Raw genomic sequence first — 19,610 nt, 5'->3', positions numbered from 1 at the left:
CTACCCCACATTCATTCGAAGTGCCTGACGCACGGCCAGAGGCACCAGCGCTAAAGCAAATAATAAAAAGGCTAATAATACAGCCAGCTGCCCTGCATAAGGCAAAGCTGTGGCTGCGGCTTCCATAGCACCACTGGCAAAAATCAGCAGTGGAATATACAAAGGTAAAATAATCAGCGCCTGCAATATACCGCCTTTATCAGCGGCCATAGTCAATGCTGCGCCAAGCACACTTAACAAACTTAATACGGGCGTACCGAGCAATAAGGTCACCACTAAAACCTGCCAGCTTTGCCAGTCCAGCCCCAATAACACCGCAATTAACGGGGAAACCAGTACTAAAGGCACACCTGTCGATAGCCAGTGACAGCAAATTTTCGCGGTCACATAACTAAATAAACCCTGTCGACCTGCGACCAACTGCTCGATCACACCATAACGGTAATCATCTTTAAACAAACGTTCAGCGGACAACAACACGCTTAAGAGTGCAGCTATCCAAACCAGACCTGGCGCTATTTGTTTTAGCATACCGGGTTCAGGACCAATACCCAGCGGAAACAAGCTCAGTACCAATAAAAAGAACACCAGCGGATTGAGCCAGTCGGCTTTTTGCCGCCCCAGTAACTGTAATTCACGTTTGACCAAAGTTCGCCACATCACCATCTGTACTCCAGTTCAAGAGCCTGAAGTGCCGGATAAGAAGCAGACAAAGTCTGATGGCTGGTTAGTACAATAACGCCACCCTTTGATAGATGTTGTAAAAAATGGTACTCAAGTTTAGCAATAAGCTGCTGATCCAACGAGGTAAAAGGCTCATCCAATATCCAGAGTGGTTTATCTGTGAACCATAAACGGGCTAAAGATACGCGGCGCTGCTGGCCTGCAGAGAGCATAAAACAAGGAATATCTTCCAGACCAGCCAAACCTAAAGAGCCCAGTAACTGGTAAGGCTCTGCTATAGCTTGCTCAGATAAAGCTGACCAGAAGGCTAAGTTTTGTATTGCTGTTAGTTGGGGATGGATGCCACTCTGATGGCCGATAAACAGCAGTTGTTCTGCAAAAAGCTCAGACTGAGTAGATAAAGGTTTACCATGGAATAAAATCTGACCGTCTTCAGGCAAAGTTAAACCCGCCAGCAGTCGCAACAGCGAACTTTTACCGGCACCGTTTTTTCCTTGTATATAAAGCACTTGCCCTGCACTTAACTGAAAGTTTAAGTTTTCAAATAACACTCTGTCCTGGCGGACACAGCTTAATGCTTCGGCGGCCAAAATTATCGACAAAGGGCAAACTCCCAAAAAAAGTCGCGGCATCTTAGCATATTGGCAATAGAATACGAATGCGCTATAACCTTGAAACAGTGGGCTTTGTAGAAATTAATGTTTCAGATCAAAGCCACCACTGCCGATATATCAATGTCGTTATCTCCGATGCTAGCAATGGACGTAAAAATAAGTGAACCAGATTACTGTAGATAGCGCGTTAAGTGCCCAAACCAAAGGGTCTGTGCCCGCTGCTGTGCTGGTGGAAGAACACAACTATCAGGCGCTGTTGAATATTGGTAAAGATGGTTTGGGCCAATTAAAGCTGCAGACTGCTGCTGGTATGGTACTTATTCAGGACGCCAAACTGAACTTACCGGCCTTGCAGGGCCAATTAATGGTGCAATTAACTCAGGCATTATCCGGGCAATTGCAGCTAAAACTCAGTCAGAATGGCCCTCAGCCCATGCCAGTGCAGCTGACTCAACCGCAGTTACAACAATTAGTGACACAACTCAGTGCGCAAATTTCAACTCAGCCTGGCTCCCAACCCAGCACTCAACTCAGTACTCAACTGAGCACTCAATTAACGGCCCAGCTGCAAACACAAGCAAGCACGAATCTGGCAAAAGTCGTACAGGTGCAAGTGCAAATTCAGCGCCAGGATCAACAACTGATTTTGCAGTTAGGGCAAAATAAAGTGCAGTTGCCCTTACCTGCGGCTTTGCAAAACTTGCCGGCCAGCCAATGGCTGGACGCAAAGCTGCAATTAAAAGCCGGGCAACTTAGCCTGGTTTTGCCAAAAGCGGCCTTGCTGCCGAATGTTGTGGATACAAAAGCTGCGTCAGAGTTGCTGACAGTGCCGCTAAAAAGTGGATCAACACCAAACAACGTAAAAAATCAGCCGCAACCTGGGCAGACGCCCACTCAGATAAAAACACCAGCTGCAGCTTCTGCGCAGCCTCAAACTATCATTCCATTATCTGCGCCAGTGCAGCAACGCATTTTGCCTTTGGTATTACCCCAACTGACCAATGCAGTATCAGGCACAGTGCTGAGTTTAAATGATTTAAAACAACTGCCTTTGCCGGCCGCCACCAAACAGCAACTGGCAGACCCGCAGTATCAGTTGCAGCTCAGCCCTCAAGGCCAGTTACAGCTCAAAGCTATACCAGAACAAAAAACCATAGTGATTGAAGCGCAACCTAAAGTGTTTCAGCTGCAAAGTTCTAAAACAGAACCAAGCCAGGCTGTGTCAGGCACGGTTGAAGCGACTAAATTTATAAAACCGCAAATTGAACCGGCGGTGCTTAATCAGGCCTGGCGCCAGTTATTGCCTATGCTAAATCCAGAGTGGGAAAGTCTGGCCGAAATGCCTGAATTACCAGAAGCGGTCAAAGCTATTTTGCAGTTAGTGCGTCAAAGCCAACCTGATGCCAGCAAACTAACTAATCTGGCACAACTACCGGCTCAGTTGCAGGCATTATTGCAGTTTAATCCGCTGCAAAACGTCACTATGCCGCAAACCGCAGCCGGTACTTTGGCGGTCGCTATTCAGTTGTTATTAGGACGTTTAGGCCAGACCCTGACGCAAAATGACAGGGGGCCAAATAAAGATCATAAGCTGAAAGAATTTGTTGCTCAGCTTGATCAAACTCAAAGCAGCCAGTTATTGAAACAACTATCCAGCCAAAGCTCGTCGATGCAACATGCGCAGTTATCTACGCTGGAGCAGCAAAGCAAAGACCCGTTGCAACAGATCTTCTTAACCTTACCCATTCAAAACCAGCAGGTTTCGGATTTTTGCCAGATCTCCATTACCCAGCAGGAAGAAGAACAGGAAAAAGGCAAAGGTAAATCTGTCGCCTGGCAGTTGTCGATGAAGTTTGATTTAAAACAGCTGGGACAATTATTGGCCATCAGCAAGTTATCCGGCACGTCCTTGTCGTTGCAGTTATATACCGACACCAGCATGCTGAAACTACTGGCAGAAAAATACCTGCCGCTATTAAAAGACAGATGCAAAGCCCAAGGCATTGATGTTAAAGAAGCCCATTGTCAGTTGGGTAAAATTCCGGACAGTTTAATGCCTAAAACCACCAGCTTGCTGGCCATTCGGGTCTAAAGGATACAAATGAAAGAAGTGACTAAAAACCCCGATGCTATAGACATAGACGCCAGCGCTGTAGCATTGGCCTACGATGGCAAAAATGCACCACAAATAGTCGCTAAAGGTCATGGCGAACTGGCGCAGGATATTATTGCCACAGCCAAAGAACATGGAGTCTTGGTGCATGAGGACCAGGAACTGGTGAAGGTTCTGCAACGTATTGAACTGGGTAGTGATATCCCAAAAGAGCTCTATATCATTATCGCCGAGCTCATCGCATTTTCGTATGTGCTACAAGGTAAATTCCCGGACGAGTGGCACAATATTCATCAGCGTATCGATTTAAAAAGCTAACACTGCTTAGCTCTCTTTAACACTGCTCACCAGCATAGTGCGGCTGGATGATACGGCCGGATGCGAAATCTGCACCTGAATACCGCTTATCAACTGATGTAACTCAGCATCTTCAATGGCCTCTTTCATCTGCAGCTGAAACTCCAGACAGGCATGACCATGCCAGTTGGTTACACCTAATAAATCCCAGTCTGAAAGCTGCGGGTGACTCAGCGTATGACCACAGTCCCGCGCTACTTCGTCTAAGTCGGCATCATCGTCCGATAAATCTACTTCGAGGTATAAATACAACATAATCAATCTTCCTATTCCAAGGCAAAGTCCGCCGCCTTTTGCGCATGCAAAGCCGTGGTATCAAATAACGGCACAGAGCTATCCTCTGCGCTTACCAATAAACCTATTTCAGTGCAGCCTAAAATAATAGCTTCTGCGCCTTGTGTCACCAAATCAGCCATGATCTGTTGATACTGCAGCCGTGAATTTGGATTCACCACACCCAAACACAGCTCCTGATAAATCACCTGATGCACCAGAGTCCTGCCCTCTTCGTCCGGCACCAGCACTTCTAAACCATAAGACTCCGTCAGGCGCTTTTTGTAAAAATCCTGCTCCATGGTAAAACGGGTGCCTAATAAAGCGACTTTATGAAGACCAGCTGCCTGTATAGCTTCGGCCGTTGCATCAGCAATATGCAACAGTGGAATAGTTACGGCAGTTTCAATAACAGCGGCAACCTTATGCATGGTATTGGTACAAAGCACGATGCAATCAGCACCAGCTGTCTGTAACTTGAGCGCGGCATCAGCTAACAACTGACCGGCTTTGTCCCAGTCACCGCTGCGCTGCAATTCTTCAATTTGTGCAAAATCCACACTGTATAAAATGATTTTGCCGCTGTGCAAGCCACCTAACTGCTGTTTGATGCGCTGATTAATTTGACGGTAATAAGGAATAGTCGACTCCCAGCTCATTCCGCCTAATAACCCTATGGTTTTCATTGGTTTGTCTCTGAAGTATTGATGCAAACTACAGTATCAATTCAGGCAGGAACTGTATAGCAGCTCAGGCAAATCAGAATCGAAGTAAAAATAGCCAAGCAGAAAATTCTATAAAAAAAGCCCGCGGCATATTCAGGCGGGCTTTTTAGAGAAGGTAGTCACGAGTTATCAGTAATAAATATCCGCTTTTTGATGCAGCTGTGGTTCGTCCTGCAGATCATCAAAAGAGACGGCTATATGCTGATCTTTGTTGTCCAAGTCAGACAAATACACAGCTCTGTCCTGTGCATCAATCCAACTCACTACACCTATGCCTTTTTTGGTTTGGCAAACCATGCCTAATTTCAGCTCTAATACATTCATTGCACTTCTCCTCAGGCTTCAAATTTAACGCAGGTATTTAGTTAGACGCCCAAAGATGTCATTTTGATGTCCGACCAGATAAATTAATGCTAACTGAATGAAATAAGGTGAAATTTAGTTTATAAAAAATGGGGTCAGATCACATTGTTAACAGTTAACAATGTGATCTGACCCCATTTTAAGAGTTAGATACGGGTACGTTTTTTCTGAGTTTGTTTAGGCTTTTTCGCTTTGGCTTTTTCAGCTGCCGCTGCTTTTTCTGCTTTCACCACTTCAGGTTTCACGCCCGACTGCACCATAATCTGATGTTTACGCACTGCACGCTTAATGCCTGCCATACGACGACGACGCTCATCACGGTCTTCCGGTTTCATTAAGCTTTCAGTTTCAGCCGATAAATGCACCAGCTTACGTAAGTAGTTCACATCTTCCAGTGGATATTCGGCATAACCACCTGCTGGTAAATGTTTAGGCAATAACAAATCACCGTAACGAATACGAATTAAGCGACTCACCACAGCACCCTGCGATTCCCACATACGGCGAACTTCACGGTTACGGCCTTCAGTCAAAACCACATGGAACCAGCGGTTAATACCTTCGCCGCCCATAGCTTTTACTTTTTTGAAGTTGGCTTTACCATCTTCCAGCTCCACGCCTGTGCGCAGTTTCTGGATCATTGCATCGTTGACATCACCAAATACACGCACTGCATATTCACGTTCTACTTCAAACTTTGGATGCATTAAACGGTTGGCCATTTCACCATCTGTGGTGAACAGCAATAAACCGCTGGTATTGATGTCTAAACGGCCAATGGCAATCCAGCGTGAGTCTTTAATTTTTGGCAGGCGGTCAAATACAGTAGGACGACCTTCAGGATCGATACGCGAACAAATTTCGCCCTCAGGTTTGTGGTAGGCAATAACACGGCATACCTGTTCAGCTTCAGCTGCAATTTTGACCGGATGGCCGTCGACCCGCACTTGTTGATTTGCATTGATGCGGTCGCCTAATGTCGCCACTTTGCCATCCACAGTCACACGTCCAGCACTGATGTATTCTTCCATCTCGCGGCGGGATCCAACACCGGATCGCGCCAGCACTTTCTGTAGTTTTTCACTCATGATTTAATGTATCTCTTCAGTCATCACGACTGGGTTAAAAAAATCCGGCGTTGCTTGAAACTCGGCCAGAGCAGGTAAATCGCTTAAATCCTTTAAGCCAAAATAATCTAAAAATGTCGGCGTCGTGGCATACAAACCAGGACGACCCGGTACTTCTTTATGCCCTACCACTTTGACCCAACCCCGGTCGAGCAAAGTACGCATAATTTGACTGCTAACCGTCACCCCCCGCACTTCTTCAATTTCGCCGCGGGTAATAGGTTGACGATAGGCAATCAAGGCCAACGTCTCCAGCACAGCACGGGAATAACGTGGTGAACGTTCTGGCCAGAGTAACGCCAGATATTCACTTAAATCAGCGCGGGTCTGAAACCGAAAACCAGAGGCGGTTTCAATCAATTGAATACCCCGGCCTAAATAATCCTGTTGCAACTGAGCTAATGCCTGCTGCAAACGTTTTCGGGTTAACTCAAAACTTTCCAGCACAGTGCTTTGTAAGTCATTAACAGACAAAGGTTTATCAGAGGCAAAAATAGCGGCTTCGACTAACTGTAGCAGTTGTTGCTCGTTAATTTTTTTCGCCATGCCTGTTCCTTTGTCTAAATTCTACCAGTTACGGGGTGCCCAAAGTAATTGGAGTTGCAGCGCGGCGACAAGAGCGTGAGTCCCCATGAACATAGACCACTATGTGATTGGGGCGAGCAAACGCGGTCAACAAAGCTGCGGCTTCAAGTCCGAAGGGCACATTATGCCAATTTGACGTGGATCTGACCATAAGCTTCGATCTGGATGACTTGTATTAGCTTTTCTTTCACCAGCTCCAGAATAGCTAAAAAGCTGACGACTACACCCTGCCGTCCTTCTGATAACTCAAAACATTCGGCAAACTCAAGGTAGTCAGAGCGGCCTTTAAGCAACTCTAAAATCTTACTCATGCGCTCACGGGTGGATAAATGCTCTTTTTTAATCTGGTGATGCTGAAAATCTTTGGCGCGTTTGGCTATGTCTTTCAGTGCCAGCAAAATCTCCTGCAACGACACTTCAGGCAAAATCACATAAGGTTCGAAGTTATCATCTAACCCGGCTTTGGCAGGGAAATAATCCCGCTCCTGGCGTGGCAATAAATCCACGTCAGTGGCCGCTTTGCGGATAATTTCATATTCCTGCAACCGCCTGACTAAATCAGCTCTGGGGTCGGTTTCGTCATCCGCTTTATGGTCGTGCTGCGGCAGTAATAAACGCGATTTAATTTCCGCCAGCATAGCGGCCATTAGTAAATACTCTGCCGCCAGTTCAAAGTTCATATCCTGCATTAAATCAATGTATTCCATATACTGCAGGGTGATTTCGTTGATGGGCAAATCGACAATATCAAAGCGGTGACGACGAATTAAATACAAAAGAAAATCGAGCGGGCCTTCAAAACTTTCCAGCAATACCGACAAAGCTTCAGGCGGAATATACAAATCTTCCGGCTTATCCAGTACAGCCTCGCCGCGTACAAAAGCCAGCGGCAAAGGCTGCTGTATCGTCAGGCTGGCAAAGCTGTCGGCGAGTGGTTCAGACATTATCTAAGCATCCAAACTCTAACCCGAAGTTATATGAAGGCACTGCTATCGCCTGCGCCCTGACGTATAACTACGGGGTTATCCTCTGATAAATCAATCACTGTGGTGTGGTTTTCAGCAATAACGCCACCGTGAATAATTAAATCCACCTGACGTTCTAATTGATCACGCATTTCTTCCGGATCCGATTCAGCAAAGTCATTGCCAGGCAATACTAAGGAACTCGACATCAAAGGTTCACCCAGCTCTTCTAACAGCGCCAGCGCAATTTTGTTTTGCGGAATACGTAAACCTACGGTCTTTTTCTTTTCATTGAGCAAACGCTTAGGGACTTCTTTAGTGCCTTTTAAAATAAAAGTGTAAGCACCAGGCGTATGGTTTTTGATTAAGCGAAAGGCGCTGTTTTCTACCTTGGCATAAACAGACAACTCAGAAAAGTCGCGGCACATCAGGGTAAAGTGATGCTCTGTGCTCATCTGACGGATTTGCAAAATACGCTCAAGCGCCGCTTTATCACCTATATGACAACCCAGCGCATAACCTGAATCTGTCGGGTAAATCACTACCCCACCTTGTTGAATAATATGCACAGCCTGTTTAATTAAACGCTGCTGTGGATTCTCAGGATGAACATAAAAAAACTGGCTCATAAATTCTTCTTATTCTCTGCACTTCTAACTAAAGTATGTTTAAGAAATAGCAATAAATTTGTTAAAAATCAAGATGAAAGCTGTGCTGATTCAGGCTCTGGCAACTGCCAGTCATGCCATACAGGAGTGACATCGTCGGTAAAATACAATTGACGCCCCAACTCATTCCATGGGGTTTCCTGATGAAAATCAGAACCAGCAGACGCCGTTAAGCCAAACTTCTGGCACAGCATCCAGACCTGGCGCTTTTGCACCGGAGTCATTTGGGCAGAGGCCACTTCCATGGCTTTACCACCAGCAGCGGAAAACTCTTCTGCTAAACGGGTTAGCCAACGGCCATTCAGTTTGTACTTAAGTGGATGCGCCAGCACCGGAGTACCACCTGCAGCTAAAATCCACTGCACAGCCTCCTGCATAGGCACCCAATTGTTCGGCACATAACCCGTATTGCCGCGGCTTAAGTACTTTTTAAATACGGTATTCATCGAGCTGGCTTTGCCAATCTGCACCAGATAACGGGCAAAGTGAGTACGGGTTAAGGCTGCGCCATTGGCAATTTTTAATACATTTTCAAGCACGTCCGGTATTTTATTTTTCTCAAGACGACGCGCCATCTCTTCGGCCCTTTCTACCCTGCGCTGTTGCTGAGCTGCTAAATGCTGTAAAAACACCGGACAATCGGTATTGATATTTAAACCAACAATATGAATTTCAAACTCGTACCAACTGGTGGAGATTTCCACACCAGGGATCAAGGTCAAAGGCAGCTTTTTCTCAGCAATAGCGGCGCGGGCTTCACAGAGGCCAGCAATAGTGTCGTGATCGGTAATAGCAAGCACATCCACGCCTTTGCTGACGGCACGCTCAACCAGTTCGGTTGGGCTTAATACGCCATCTGAGCAATAAGTGTGACTGTGTAAATCAATTTTCATGGGAAGCTACCTGAAGAAACGGCCGCCATTGTGCCATAAAAGCACTTGCCGGGCTTGGCTTTCTGCAGCACTGCCAAAGAACCTCCTGTAGCCATCTATCCACTTATACGTATTTTTTTGGACTTATAACTAAACAGGGCTTGACGGGCATTTGATTTCAGGGTTTTATAGAGGCGTTTTCAGAGCGACTTATTAACAACGGATTTATAGCCAATGCAATTTCAGACAACAACTCAAACTCACATTTGGTGGTGGCATACTCCTTAACGGGCGTGTGGAGGCGTTGTATTCGCTATAAAACCAGGCCCGTTTCGAAAGATTCGGGCCTTTTTGTTTTTTAAGCTTTGTAGAAATTTAAATACAGGAAAAATCATGATGAATTCTCAAGTAACACGTTGGCACTGGTGGCGACTTCCTGTTTAGCGGGCCGGACAACTATTGTCCGAATACAGCCAAAAAGCCCGCTTGATGCGGGCTTTTTATTTGAAACTTTTAGGGAACACCATGAATTTACAGCAAATTACCACCACTACAGGGCAAGTGGCCAGTTTCAGCCAAACCCTGAGTATTCAGCCAGATCCGCTGCAAAGCTTCAGAGCATTAACCAGTCAGGGCCAAATGGCGTTATTACTGGAGTCGGCAGAAATTGACAGCAAAAACAGTTTAAAAAGTCTGATGCTGATTGACGCGGCTTTGCGCATTGAATGCAATGCTCTACAGGTGCAGATTGAAGCTTTAACCGACAACGGTAAAACCCTGCTGCCTTATCTGGCGTCTTTGCTACAAGGCAAAGCAGAACTTGATTTGTCATCCAACCAACTCAGAGTGCAGTTTGCCAAAGCTGATCCTTTGCTGGATGAAGAAAGCCGCTTATTGCTGCCTAACTCACTGACTGTTTTGCGTTTACTGCAACAACAGCTGCAAAACAACAGTGACGAGCCTTTAGCTATCTTTTTAGGTGGCGTCATTGGTTACGACTTAGTGGCTATGGTAGAGGACTTACCCCAGGTGCCAACAGCTGAAAACCAGTGTCCTGACTATCTGTTTTATCTGGCTGAAACGGTGTTAGTGGTCGATCATCAGGCAGGCAATAGCCGTCTGATTGGTAATGTATTTTGTGGCACTCAAGCCCAGCAGCAGTATTTTGTTATAGGTCAGCGTTTATCAGAGCTGCAGCAGCTATTGCAGCAATCAACTAATACAACAACGGCAACAGAGCCTGCAGCCAAAGCTGAAGTCAAAGTAGATATCAGCGACGCCGACTTTGTCGCCCAGGTCGAAGCACTGAAACACAATATAGTGGCTGGTGATGTATTTCAGGTCGTGCCATCACGCTGTTTCAGCTTGCCCTGCCCTGATCCACAAGCGGCTTACGCCAAACTGAAACAACAAAATCCAAGCCCTTATATGTTTTACCTGCAGGATAGAAACTTCAGCCTGTTTGGTGCCTCTCCTGAGTCGGCGTTGAAATATGAAGCAAAAACAGCACAAGTAGAGATTTACCCCATAGCAGGCACCCGTCGCCGTGGTTTTGCCGCCAATGGCAGTATTGACCGCGACTTAGACAGCCGCATTGAGCTGGAACTGCGTCAGGACGAAAAAGAGAAAGCCGAACATTTAATGTTGGTCGATTTAGCCCGTAATGACGTAGCCCGTATCAGTGTGCCAGGCAGCCGTTATGTCAAAGAGCTGCTGAAAGTAGACCGTTACTCTTACGTGATGCATTTAGTCTCGCGTGTAGTCGGCACCTTAAAACCAGAACTGGACGCTTTGCATGCCTATCAGGCATGTATGAATATGGGCACCTTAGTAGGCGCACCTAAAGTACGGGCAGCAGAACTGATTCGTGGTGTCGAGAAAAAACGCCGTGGCAGTTATGGTGGCGCAGTAGGTTATTTGGCTGGCAATGGTGATTTTGATAGCTGCATTGTCATTCGTTCGGCTTATGTGCAAAACGGCATGGCTTACATTCAGGCCGGTGCTGGTGTGGTGTACGACAGTGTCGCGCAAGCCGAAGCGGACGAAACCCGCAGCAAAGCTCAGGCTGTGATTAATGCTATTCAATCTGCAGGCCAAGCTGCTAAACAAGGAGTATCAGCATGAGCGTGGTATATCTGTTAGATAATTTAGATTCGTTCAGCTACAACCTGGTGGATGAAGTCGCCCAATTAGGTTTTAGCTTAAAGCTGTACCGCAATACTGTGCCTGCAGCTTATATCTTTGAAAAGATGCAGCAGGAACAACAGCCTGTGGTGTTGTTATTATCCCCTGGCCCTGGCGCACCTTCACAAGCCGGTTCTATGCCGGAGCTTATCGCACTCTGTGCTGGCAAATTCCCAATGCTGGGTATTTGTTTAGGCCATCAGGCGCTGGTGGAACATTATGGCGGTGTGGTTGGTCGTGCCGGTGAAACAGTCCATGGTAAAACTTCTATTATTGAGCTGAGCGACCACCCGGTATTTGGCGCTTTACCTAAACAATTCCCTGTGGCGCGTTATCACTCTTTAATGGCCACTGAAGTGCCGGATTCGTTGCAGGTGATCGCAGCCTATCAGCATATTCCTATGGCCATAGTGCATGAAGAGCACAAAGCTTTAGGTTACCAATTCCACCCTGAGTCTATTCTGACCACTTTAGGTAAGCCTTTGCTAAAACAAAGTCTGGACTACTTAATGAAAAGCCCAATGAGCTTGGGAGCAACAGCATGAGCCAGCCAATTTTAGAACTAGTACAAAAAAGCCTGAAAGGTGAAGCCTTGTCCTTTGAGCAAAGCCATGCTTTTTTCAGTGCGGTAGTTAAAGGTGAAGTGGAACCTGTTTTGCTGACCGCGCTTTTAGTGGCGCTGAAAATGCGTGGCGAAACGGCCGATGAAATTGCCGGAGCAGCCGCTGCTATGCGCGCTGCCGCCACTGAATTTCCGGCTAGTGTTGCTGGCGCTATAGATTGTTGTGGCACAGGTGGTGACGGCTCCAATACCATCAATATTTCCAGCACTGCAGCTCTTGTGGCAGCCAGTATGGGATTGCCAGTGGCCAAACATGGCAACAGAAGCGTATCCTCTCAGTCCGGTTCAGCCGACTTGTTGGAGCAACTAGGCATCAATATCCAAATGAGTCCGGAAGCAGCCGCTCAAGCCTTAAGTCAAAGCAACAGCAGCTTCTTATTTGCGCCTTTGTACCATGCAGGTATTAAGCATGCGATGCCGGTACGTACAGCCTTAAAAAGCCGCACCATTTTTAACTTATTAGGGCCGCTGATTAACCCGGCTAAACCTGATTATCAGCTGCTTGGTGTCTACGATCCGGCCTTAACTGCTGTGATGGCAGAAGCACTACAGCAATTAGGTGTAAAAGCCGCCTGGGTAGTGCATGGCAGCGGTTGTGATGAAATTGCTTTACATGGTGTGACGAACGTCAGCGCTGTGACCAGCACAGGCGCCATTGAACACTTTGAGCTGACCCCTGCTGATTTTGGTTTACCTCAAATCAGCCTGAGTGAATTAATAGGCGGCAGCCCGGCCGATAATGCCAAAGCCACACTGGCGATTTTACAGGGCACTGGCAAAACAGCACACAATCAGGCGGTGGCGGCTAATGTAGCAGCAATGCTGCATATCAGTGGCGCAGATAAAGAGCGCAAAGATCTAAAACAGTTGACCCAATCTGTGCTTGAACATTTAGCTTCAGGACAGGCTTTTTCGACATTGACGCAGTTAAGGGAACTTAGTCATGGCTAATGTGTTAACCACTATTATCGATCACAAAAAACAGGAAGTGGCAGAGCGCAAGCAAAAGTTGCCACTGGCGCAGTTTCAGCAGCTGGTGCAACCCAGTCAGCGTAATTTCTTAAAGGCTCTGCAGCAAAAAGGTCCACGCTTTATTCTGGAATGCAAAAAGGCGTCGCCTTCAAAAGGTTTAATTCGCAGCCCTTTTGATTTAGAAGAAATTTGTGCCGCTTATGGTCAATATGCCGACTGTATTTCTGTACTGACCGACGAGAAGTTTTTTCAGGGCAGTTACGATTATCTGGCAACAGTGCGCGCCAAGGTAAACCAGCCGCTACTGCATAAAGATTTTATTATCGACTCCTACCAGATTTACCTTGGCCGTTTGCAAGGTTCTGATGCTGTGCTTTTGATGTTATCTGTGCTGAATGATCTGGAGTATCTGGAACTGGCAAAGGTTGCGAAAAGCTTAAATCTGACGATCTTGACCGAGGTCAGTAACGAGTCAGAAACCTTAAGATCTGTGGCTTTAGGCGCAGAGCTGATTGGCATTAATAACCGCGACTTACGTACTTTAGATACCAACTTAGAAACCAGTTTCAAGCTGGCTCGCCTGATCCCTGATGGTATTACTATCGTATCCGAATCAGGCATTTACAGCTCGCAGCAGGTACGGCAGCTGGCCAAAGTAGCTGATGCTTACCTGGTGGGCAGTTCGTTAATGGCACAAGCTGATTTGGCCAATGCCTGTCGCTCACTGATCCGGGGCGAACATAAGGTCTGTGGTTTAACCCGCGCAGAGGACAGCAAGGCTGTGTATGCCCATGGTGCTTATTTTGGCGGCCTGATTTTTTATCCAAAATCACCACGTTTTGTCACAGTAGAGCAAGCTAAAGCTGTGCAACAAGGCGCACCAGCTTTGCATTACGTTGGCGTATTTGTGGATGAAGCAGTAGAGACAGTGGCTGCAACAGCACGGGATCTAAAACTGGCCGCAGTGCAGCTGCACGGTGATGAGTCCGACTTGTATTTACAAAAACTGCGGCCTTTATTGCCCAAAACTACAGAGATTTGGAAAGCCTACCGTGTGCAACACAAGCTGCCAGAGCTGACACGTTACGCCGACCGTTATTTGCTCGATGCCTATCATCCAGAGCAGGCGGGTGGCACAGGGCAACAATTTGACTGGCAATTATTGGACGAACAACTGCTGGATAAAAAAGTGATGCTGGCTGGAGGTTTAAATCCGGACAATGTCATTGCAGCACTGAAACATCAGGTACTGGCCGTGGATCTTAATTCTGGCCTCGAATCCGCTCCCGGCATCAAAGATGCGGGCAAAATTCAACACGCATTTGTGAACATCAGAGAATTCAGTCATGACTAAATTAAATTTAAACCCTTATTTTGGCGATTTTGGTGGCATGTTTGTGCCTGAATTGCTGGTCCCTGCTTTAGTGCAGCTAGAGCAGGCTTTTGTCGATGCGCAGCAGGATCCGGCTTTTATTGCTGAATTTCAGGCGCTGTTAAAAGACTACGCGGGTCGCCCTACTCCTTTAACTTTATGCCGTAATGTGTCGCCTAATCCACTGGCAAAAATTTACTTAAAACGTGAAGACTTATTGCACGGTGGTGCGCATAAAACCAATCAGGTATTAGGTCAGGCCTTATTGGCTAAACGTATGGGCAAAAAAGACATTATTGCTGAAACCGGTGCCGGTCAGCATGGTGTGGCAACAGCACTCGCCTGCGCTTTATTGGGCCTGAATTGCAAAATTTATATGGGTGCCAAAGATATTGACCGTCAGCAGCCGAACGTATTTAGGATGAAGCTGATGGGCGCAACCGTTATTCCTGTGACCGCAGGTTCTGGCACCTTAAAAGATGCAGTTAATGAAGCCATGCGTGACTGGTCCGGCAGTTATGCCACCAGCCATTATTTATTAGGGACTGCGGCTGGCCCTCACCCATTCCCGACTATAGTGCGCGAATTCCAGAAAATGATTGGTGAAGAAGCCAAACAACAAATTCTTGAAGCTGAAGGTAAATTACCTGATGCGGTGCTGGCTTGTGTGGGCGGTGGTTCAAACGCCATTGGTATGTTCGCTGATTTCATCAAAGAAGAAGGCGTACGCTTAATTGGTATTGAGCCAGGTGGTATGGGCATTGAAACCCATCAGCACGGCGCGGCATTAAGTACAGGCAGCTTTGGTATTTTGCACGGCGCTTATACAGCTATTATGCAAACCAAAGATGGTCAGATTGAAGAGTCCTACTCTGTCTCTGCTGGTTTAGACTATCCGGCTGTTGGGCCACAACATACCTATCTGCAAAGCATAGGCCGCGCTGAATATGTGGCTATTAACGACGATGAAGCCTTAGCTGCCTTCCAGCATCTGGCGAAATCTGAAGGTATTATCCCGGCACTGGAAAGCTCACATGCGTTAGCTCATGCGCTCAAAATGGCGGCTGCTGCCACAGAACCTTTGGTGCTTTTAGTCAACTTATCAGGTCGTGGCGACAAAGATTTAAACCACGTCTATTCAATTATTGGCGAAGCCCATATCAAACCAAACAACATGGCAGAGCGCAGCTAAGGAGATTTTTATGCAACGTTATCAGCAGTTATTCAGCCGCCTGAGCATCGCCAAACAAGGTGCTTTTGTGCCTTTCGTCACTATGGGCGATCCGGGTCTTGAGCTGTCTTTCAACATTATCAAAACCTTAATAGATGCAGGCGCCGATGCGTTGGAGCTGGGTATTCCGTTCTCCGACCCAATAGCTGACGGCCCTGTCATTCAAAACGCCAATATCCGCGCTTTGGCCGCTGGTGTCACTCCAGCTCAGTGTTTTGAACTGATTGGCCGTATTCGTCAGTACAACAAAGACATTCCTATTGGCTTGTTGCTGTACAGCAATCTGGTGATGGCTCGCGGCATAGATAACTTCTATCTGCAGGCACAGCAAGCTGGTGTGGATTCTATTCTGATCGCCGATGTGCCTTTGCATGAAAGCAAGTTATTCAGAAACGCAGCGATGAAACATGACATAGCCCCTATTTTTATCGCGCCGCCCAACATCACAGACGAGAGCTTACGTGAACTGGCCTCTTATGGCCGTGGTTACACTTATCTGTTAAGCCGCGCTGGTGTGACAGGCACTGAAACTCAGGCCGCAATGCCCGCCAGCACGCTGATTAATCAGTTAAAAGAATACAATGCTGCTCCTACGCTTTTGGGTTTTGGTATCTCCAAACCTGAACATGTCAAAGCAGCTATTGATAGTGGTGCAGCGGGTGCAATTTCAGGTTCGGCTATAGTACAAATTATTGAAAAACATCAACATCAGCCAGACACTCTACTCAGTGAACTCTCAGCTTTTGTTCGCAGTATGAAAGCGGCAACCTAAGCGACAACACAAACAAAGCCTGACAAAATCAGGCTTTGTTTGTACCGACAATACTGCAATTTCATAAAAAATTCACATCACAATTCCTGCTTTGCCAATAAAAAAATACAGCCCTTGATTCCAATAAAAACCCTAAATCCGCTATTTTGACTATTTTATACACGATTTTTTTTAACTCATGACAGCCTGAAAATAACCTGAATTTTGAAACAGCTTTAGCTTATTACGGCAAAAACACCAGCAAGATCAAGACCAACAGCCTACAACACGGTTTCCCAATACAAATACACCTCTAAAAGCACCATAGTTGAATATTTTTCAACCAGTTGAACAAACAGATTTTTTAGTTAAGCCTGTGTAAGGTGACTGTCACAACTCGTGGCTATAGTCCTTGGGATGGCGAAAAATCAATCAATGAGTCATTGCTTCATTTTTTGCTGTAGGCACTTCGTACCAACGGCGTTTGATGCCAATTGGAAGTTAACAGGATTTAACTATGAACACGCACACAAGTTTCAAGGCGGAAGATAGTGGTTTCTGTTTCCTAAACAGACTCTTCGACATAATGGCCATAGGTGCAGCTTTGTACCTGAGCCTGAAGCTGTATGGCGAAGTCGTGACGACCAGTTACATTATGCTGTATTTCACTGTAATGGCGGTCTATCTGTATACGGCAGAATCCGTTCAATTATATCGTTCATGGCGCATTAGTACACTGACCAGCAATGTCGCTTTGGTGGTGCTGTGCTTATTTGTTGCCTTTAGTCTGATGCTGGTGATTACCTTTGCATTAAAAAGTACCGCCAGTTACTCAAGGGTCATTCTTGTCGGCTGGTTCAGTTTGGCGTTGTGCTACACCACTGTGTGGCGTGTGGCTGCCCGCATGATCAAAAACACCCTGCACAAAAAAGGCTACAGCATCCGTCGTGTTGCCGTCATTGGTTGCACCGCCAATGCAAAACGTCTGATTAACGAAATCACCAGCAAACCACAACTTGGATTACAGTTTTGCAGCGTGTACGACGACAGAGAAGCAGATCGCCTGCCTGAATGTGGAAAAACACTCAGCGGTAAAATTGACGAATGTGTTGATTCAGCCAGAAATGGTGCATTCGATAAGCTCTATATCACCTTGCCTTTATCCGCGGATAAGCGCATCGCCGATATTATTCAGCGCTTAGGCGATACCACAGTGGACGTGCACATAGTGCCTGACTTCCTGCTGTATAACCTGATGCATGCCCGACTTGGGACTATAGGAGATGTCGAAACGCTGAGCGTATTTGAATCCCCCTACTATGGTGCTCACGACTGGTTAAAACGTTCGTTTGACGTGACGGTAAGCAGTATCGCCCTGTTGTTACTGGCCCTTCCAATGCTAGTGATAGCTGCTGCCATTAAAATCACCAGCCGTGGTCCGGTATTCTTTAAACAAGACCGCTACGGATTGGACGGTAAAGCGATCAAGGTATTCAAGTTTCGCAGTATGACGGTTCAGGACAACGGAGATACTGTTGTTCAGGCTAAAAAAGGCGATGCACGAGTGACGCCCTTAGGTGCGGTACTAAGACGCACATCACTGGATGAGTTACCGCAGTTTATCAATGTACTCAGAGGTGAAATGTCTGTGGTGGGTCCCCGTCCACATGCGGTAGCGCACAATGAACAGTATAGAAAGCTGGTAGCCTTTTATATGCTCAGACATAAAGTAAAACCAGGTATTACCGGCTGGGCGCAAATTAACGGCTGGCGTGGTGAAACCGACTCGTTAGAGAAGATGGAAAAACGGGTGGAATATGACCTGACGTATATCAAAAACTGGTCACTGTGGTGGGATACAAAAATAGTATTTTTGACCTTCTTTAGAGGGTTTACAGGGAAAAATGTATATTAAAAGGGCCACTGTCATGAAATCCAAGTTAGCTATTATGACAGCGCTGGCTTTTACCAGCGCTGGAGTACAAGCTGTAGATCCACAGGCTATTAAGACAGAGTCGGGCTTTGATATTACGCCTCTGCTCAGCACTGGCCTGAAGTACGACGACAACATTACCAGTGTCAGTGCCAACGAAACAGACAGTTGGATTATGACAGTGTTGCCGTCGTTAAAAGCCAGCAGAGATGATGGCGTCACCAGTCTCGAATTCAGTGCAGCCGCTTATCACGGCAACTATTTCAGTAGCAGTAGCGATAACTTTACCGACACCTTATTAGGTGGCTTGTTTAATACCCAGTTGTCCGAGCAAGGTAAGTTAAACGTTAAAGCGGATATGGTATGGGGCCACGAGGACAGAGGTACAGGTATTACCGAAGGTCTGAATAACAATCTGGACGACCCTACCCGCTTTAATAATCAGACCTTGTCTGGTTATTACGAGTATGGTGCTGTAGCCGCACCAGCCCGGGTTCGTTTTGGTGCCCGTTACTTTAATAAAGAGTATATGAACCAACGTGAAGTCACGCAGTTCCGGGATTATGACTCCACCATGGGCGGCATTAATTTTTACTATGACACCTTGTCAGGCACTACTGCGGTGCTGGAAACCTGTATTGTCGACATAGGCTATGACTTCGTAGATCCGGAAGCCCCCAGAGACAGTAAAGAAACCAATGTAAAAGCTGGTGCTGAATGGCAAATCAGTGCCCTGACCTCAGGTGAGTTCAAATTAGGTTATCAGAAAAAAGAATTTGATGACTCCACCCGTGATGATTTCAGCGGTGTGGCCTGGACAGTCAACGCCAACTGGGCCCCTCTGACCTACAGTAACTTTAATTTAGGCACAGGACGTAAAGCCAAAGATCCATTACAAGGCGGAGACTACATCAAAGAGACCACTTACACGCTAAGCTGGTACCACAACTGGTCAGAAGCTGTGCAGACTCAACTGGCCTATAACAGGCTGGAAGAAGAGTATGTGGGGATCAATAGAGAGGACGAAAACGACTCCTACACCGCCAGTATCAAATATGCGTTTCGCCGCTTTGTCGATGTTTCGTTATTTACCACTATGACAGATAAAACCTCTTCTGTACCTGGTATAGAATTTGACCGGAACATTGTCGGCGTAAATTTTGACTTTTCCCTTTGATCCACGGATCAGATTTCATGGA

20 protein-coding genes are annotated in these 19,610 nt (G+C 46.5%); 10 read left to right on the top strand and 10 right to left on the bottom strand.

Translation table 11 applies throughout. From position 1 onward, the window contains the following. Both ccmB and ccmA read right to left on the bottom strand, forming a co-directional pair. Entirely contained in the window at positions 1-666 is a 666-nt protein-coding gene (gene ccmB, locus LSG34_RS10130; RefSeq protein WP_233008969.1) for a heme exporter protein CcmB, read from the bottom strand. Continuing rightward, positions 660-1,286, bottom strand: a complete 627-nt coding sequence (gene ccmA, locus LSG34_RS10125; RefSeq protein WP_233008968.1) for a cytochrome c biogenesis heme-transporting ATPase CcmA — start codon at positions 1,284-1,286, stop codon at positions 660-662. Before ccmA ends, ccmB begins: the two co-directional genes overlap by 7 nt. A gap of 172 nt (positions 1,287-1,458) precedes the next feature. Here ccmA and LSG34_RS10120 point away from each other — a divergent pair, with 172 nt between their 5' ends. Together LSG34_RS10120 and LSG34_RS10115 are read left to right on the top strand one after the other, a co-directional pair. Beyond that, positions 1,459-3,390, top strand: a complete 1,932-nt coding sequence (locus tag LSG34_RS10120) for a flagellar hook-length control protein FliK (RefSeq protein WP_233008967.1) — start codon at positions 1,459-1,461, stop codon at positions 3,388-3,390. A 9-nt stretch (positions 3,391-3,399) separates the two neighbouring features. Beyond that, positions 3,400-3,729, top strand: a complete 330-nt coding sequence (locus tag LSG34_RS10115; protein ID WP_233008966.1) for an EscU/YscU/HrcU family type III secretion system export apparatus switch protein — start codon at positions 3,400-3,402, stop codon at positions 3,727-3,729. Positions 3,730-3,735: 6 nt separating this feature from the next. On the opposite strand, the gene LSG34_RS10110 is transcribed toward LSG34_RS10115, so the two are convergent. The 8 genes from LSG34_RS10110 to rnm form a co-directional block, all read right to left on the bottom strand. Then, positions 3,736-4,023, bottom strand: coding sequence for a hypothetical protein (locus LSG34_RS10110; protein WP_233008965.1), 288 nt, complete (start codon positions 4,021-4,023; stop codon positions 3,736-3,738). A gap of 11 nt (positions 4,024-4,034) precedes the next feature. Continuing rightward, the gene (locus LSG34_RS10105) at positions 4,035-4,727 is read right to left on the bottom strand and encodes an aspartate/glutamate racemase family protein (protein WP_233008964.1); all 693 of its coding nucleotides are present in this window, start codon (positions 4,725-4,727) and stop codon (positions 4,035-4,037) included. Positions 4,728-4,895: 168 nt separating this feature from the next. After that, positions 4,896-5,090 (bottom strand): hypothetical protein, encoded by a 195-nt coding sequence (locus LSG34_RS10100; protein ID WP_053424663.1) that lies wholly within the window; start codon positions 5,088-5,090, stop codon positions 4,896-4,898. A gap of 185 nt (positions 5,091-5,275) precedes the next feature. Next, complete coding sequence (gene rluB, locus LSG34_RS10095) at positions 5,276-6,217, bottom strand: 23S rRNA pseudouridine(2605) synthase RluB (RefSeq protein ID WP_233008963.1); 942 nt, start codon at positions 6,215-6,217, stop codon at positions 5,276-5,278. Positions 6,218-6,220: 3 nt separating this feature from the next. Then, positions 6,221-6,802 carry an SMC-Scp complex subunit ScpB gene (gene scpB, locus LSG34_RS10090; protein WP_233008962.1) on the bottom strand — a complete coding sequence of 194 codons (582 nt, stop codon included), beginning with the start codon at positions 6,800-6,802 and terminating at the stop codon, positions 6,221-6,223. A 161-nt stretch (positions 6,803-6,963) separates the two neighbouring features. Then, on the bottom strand, positions 6,964-7,785 hold the full coding sequence (locus tag LSG34_RS10085) for a segregation and condensation protein A (RefSeq protein ID WP_233008961.1): 822 nt from the start codon (positions 7,783-7,785) through the stop codon (positions 6,964-6,966). A 29-nt stretch (positions 7,786-7,814) separates the two neighbouring features. Beyond that, positions 7,815-8,435 (bottom strand): L-threonylcarbamoyladenylate synthase, encoded by a 621-nt coding sequence (locus tag LSG34_RS10080; RefSeq protein ID WP_233008960.1) that lies wholly within the window; start codon positions 8,433-8,435, stop codon positions 7,815-7,817. A 68-nt stretch (positions 8,436-8,503) separates the two neighbouring features. Next, complete coding sequence (rnm, locus tag LSG34_RS10075) at positions 8,504-9,367, bottom strand: RNase RNM (protein WP_233008959.1); 864 nt, start codon at positions 9,365-9,367, stop codon at positions 8,504-8,506. A gap of 504 nt (positions 9,368-9,871) precedes the next feature. On the opposite strand from rnm, the gene LSG34_RS10070 reads away from it, so the two are divergent. From LSG34_RS10070 to LSG34_RS10035, 8 genes are all read left to right on the top strand, one after another. Further along, positions 9,872-11,470 carry an anthranilate synthase component 1 gene (locus tag LSG34_RS10070; RefSeq protein ID WP_233008958.1) on the top strand — a complete coding sequence of 533 codons (1,599 nt, stop codon included), beginning with the start codon at positions 9,872-9,874 and terminating at the stop codon, positions 11,468-11,470. Next, positions 11,467-12,075 carry an aminodeoxychorismate/anthranilate synthase component II gene (locus tag LSG34_RS10065; protein ID WP_233008957.1) on the top strand — a complete coding sequence of 203 codons (609 nt, stop codon included), beginning with the start codon at positions 11,467-11,469 and terminating at the stop codon, positions 12,073-12,075. Before LSG34_RS10070 ends, LSG34_RS10065 begins: the two co-directional genes overlap by 4 nt. Further along, positions 12,072-13,103, top strand: coding sequence for an anthranilate phosphoribosyltransferase (gene trpD, locus LSG34_RS10060; protein WP_233008956.1), 1,032 nt, complete (start codon positions 12,072-12,074; stop codon positions 13,101-13,103). Before LSG34_RS10065 ends, trpD begins: the two co-directional genes overlap by 4 nt. Then, positions 13,096-14,478 (top strand): bifunctional indole-3-glycerol-phosphate synthase TrpC/phosphoribosylanthranilate isomerase TrpF, encoded by a 1,383-nt coding sequence (gene trpCF, locus LSG34_RS10055; RefSeq protein WP_233008955.1) that lies wholly within the window; start codon positions 13,096-13,098, stop codon positions 14,476-14,478. Before trpD ends, trpCF begins: the two co-directional genes overlap by 8 nt. Beyond that, positions 14,471-15,688: a tryptophan synthase subunit beta gene (trpB, locus tag LSG34_RS10050; protein ID WP_233008954.1), complete on the top strand. Its 1,218-nt coding sequence runs from the start codon at positions 14,471-14,473 to the stop codon at positions 15,686-15,688. The genes trpCF and trpB overlap by 8 nt, the downstream gene beginning before the upstream one ends. Positions 15,689-15,698: 10 nt before the next feature. Continuing rightward, entirely contained in the window at positions 15,699-16,499 is an 801-nt protein-coding gene (trpA, locus tag LSG34_RS10045; RefSeq protein ID WP_233008953.1) for a tryptophan synthase subunit alpha, read from the top strand. 496 nt (positions 16,500-16,995) lie between these two features. Continuing rightward, positions 16,996-18,393 (top strand): undecaprenyl-phosphate glucose phosphotransferase, encoded by a 1,398-nt coding sequence (locus LSG34_RS10040; RefSeq protein ID WP_233008952.1) that lies wholly within the window; start codon positions 16,996-16,998, stop codon positions 18,391-18,393. Positions 18,394-18,406: 13 nt separating this feature from the next. Then, the gene (locus LSG34_RS10035; RefSeq protein WP_233008951.1) at positions 18,407-19,588 is read left to right on the top strand and encodes an outer membrane beta-barrel protein; all 1,182 of its coding nucleotides are present in this window, start codon (positions 18,407-18,409) and stop codon (positions 19,586-19,588) included. Positions 19,589-19,610: the final 22 nt, after the last annotated feature.

Source organism: Rheinheimera faecalis, assembly GCF_021290965.1.
GTDB classification, from domain to species: Bacteria; Pseudomonadota; Gammaproteobacteria; order Enterobacterales; family Alteromonadaceae; genus Pararheinheimera; species Pararheinheimera faecalis.
Note: the sequence above shows the minus strand (reverse complement) of the source record. Positions and strands in the feature narration are given on the sequence as shown.

Excerpts from the sequence above, each read along its gene's own strand:
- LSG34_RS10105 (WP_233008964.1), bottom strand. The coding sequence starts at position 4,727 with ATGAAAACCATAGGGTTATTAGGCGGAATGAGCTGGGAGTCGACTATT.
- LSG34_RS10040 (WP_233008952.1), top strand. The coding sequence starts at position 16,996 with ATGAACACGCACACAAGTTTCAAGGCGGAAGATAGTGGTTTCTGTTTC.
- LSG34_RS10115 (WP_233008966.1), top strand. The coding sequence starts at position 3,400 with ATGAAAGAAGTGACTAAAAACCCCGATGCTATAGACATAGACGCCAGC.
- trpD (WP_233008956.1), top strand. The coding sequence starts at position 12,072 with ATGAGCCAGCCAATTTTAGAACTAGTACAAAAAAGCCTGAAAGGTGAA.
- trpB (WP_233008954.1), top strand. The coding sequence starts at position 14,471 with ATGACTAAATTAAATTTAAACCCTTATTTTGGCGATTTTGGTGGCATG.
- LSG34_RS10080 (WP_233008960.1), bottom strand. The coding sequence starts at position 8,435 with ATGAGCCAGTTTTTTTATGTTCATCCTGAGAATCCACAGCAGCGTTTA.
- trpCF (WP_233008955.1), top strand. The coding sequence starts at position 13,096 with ATGGCTAATGTGTTAACCACTATTATCGATCACAAAAAACAGGAAGTG.
- LSG34_RS10035 (WP_233008951.1), top strand. The coding sequence starts at position 18,407 with ATGAAATCCAAGTTAGCTATTATGACAGCGCTGGCTTTTACCAGCGCT.
- rnm (WP_233008959.1), bottom strand. The coding sequence starts at position 9,367 with ATGAAAATTGATTTACACAGTCACACTTATTGCTCAGATGGCGTATTA.
- LSG34_RS10110 (WP_233008965.1), bottom strand. The coding sequence starts at position 4,023 with ATGTTGTATTTATACCTCGAAGTAGATTTATCGGACGATGATGCCGAC.
- ccmB (WP_233008969.1), bottom strand. The coding sequence starts at position 666 with ATGGTGATGTGGCGAACTTTGGTCAAACGTGAATTACAGTTACTGGGG.
- trpA (WP_233008953.1), top strand. The coding sequence starts at position 15,699 with ATGCAACGTTATCAGCAGTTATTCAGCCGCCTGAGCATCGCCAAACAA.
- scpB (WP_233008962.1), bottom strand. The coding sequence starts at position 6,802 with ATGGCGAAAAAAATTAACGAGCAACAACTGCTACAGTTAGTCGAAGCC.
- LSG34_RS10070 (WP_233008958.1), top strand. The coding sequence starts at position 9,872 with ATGAATTTACAGCAAATTACCACCACTACAGGGCAAGTGGCCAGTTTC.
- LSG34_RS10085 (WP_233008961.1), bottom strand. The coding sequence starts at position 7,785 with ATGTCTGAACCACTCGCCGACAGCTTTGCCAGCCTGACGATACAGCAG.
- rluB (WP_233008963.1), bottom strand. The coding sequence starts at position 6,217 with ATGAGTGAAAAACTACAGAAAGTGCTGGCGCGATCCGGTGTTGGATCC.
- LSG34_RS10065 (WP_233008957.1), top strand. The coding sequence starts at position 11,467 with ATGAGCGTGGTATATCTGTTAGATAATTTAGATTCGTTCAGCTACAAC.
- LSG34_RS10100 (WP_053424663.1), bottom strand. The coding sequence starts at position 5,090 with ATGAATGTATTAGAGCTGAAATTAGGCATGGTTTGCCAAACCAAAAAA.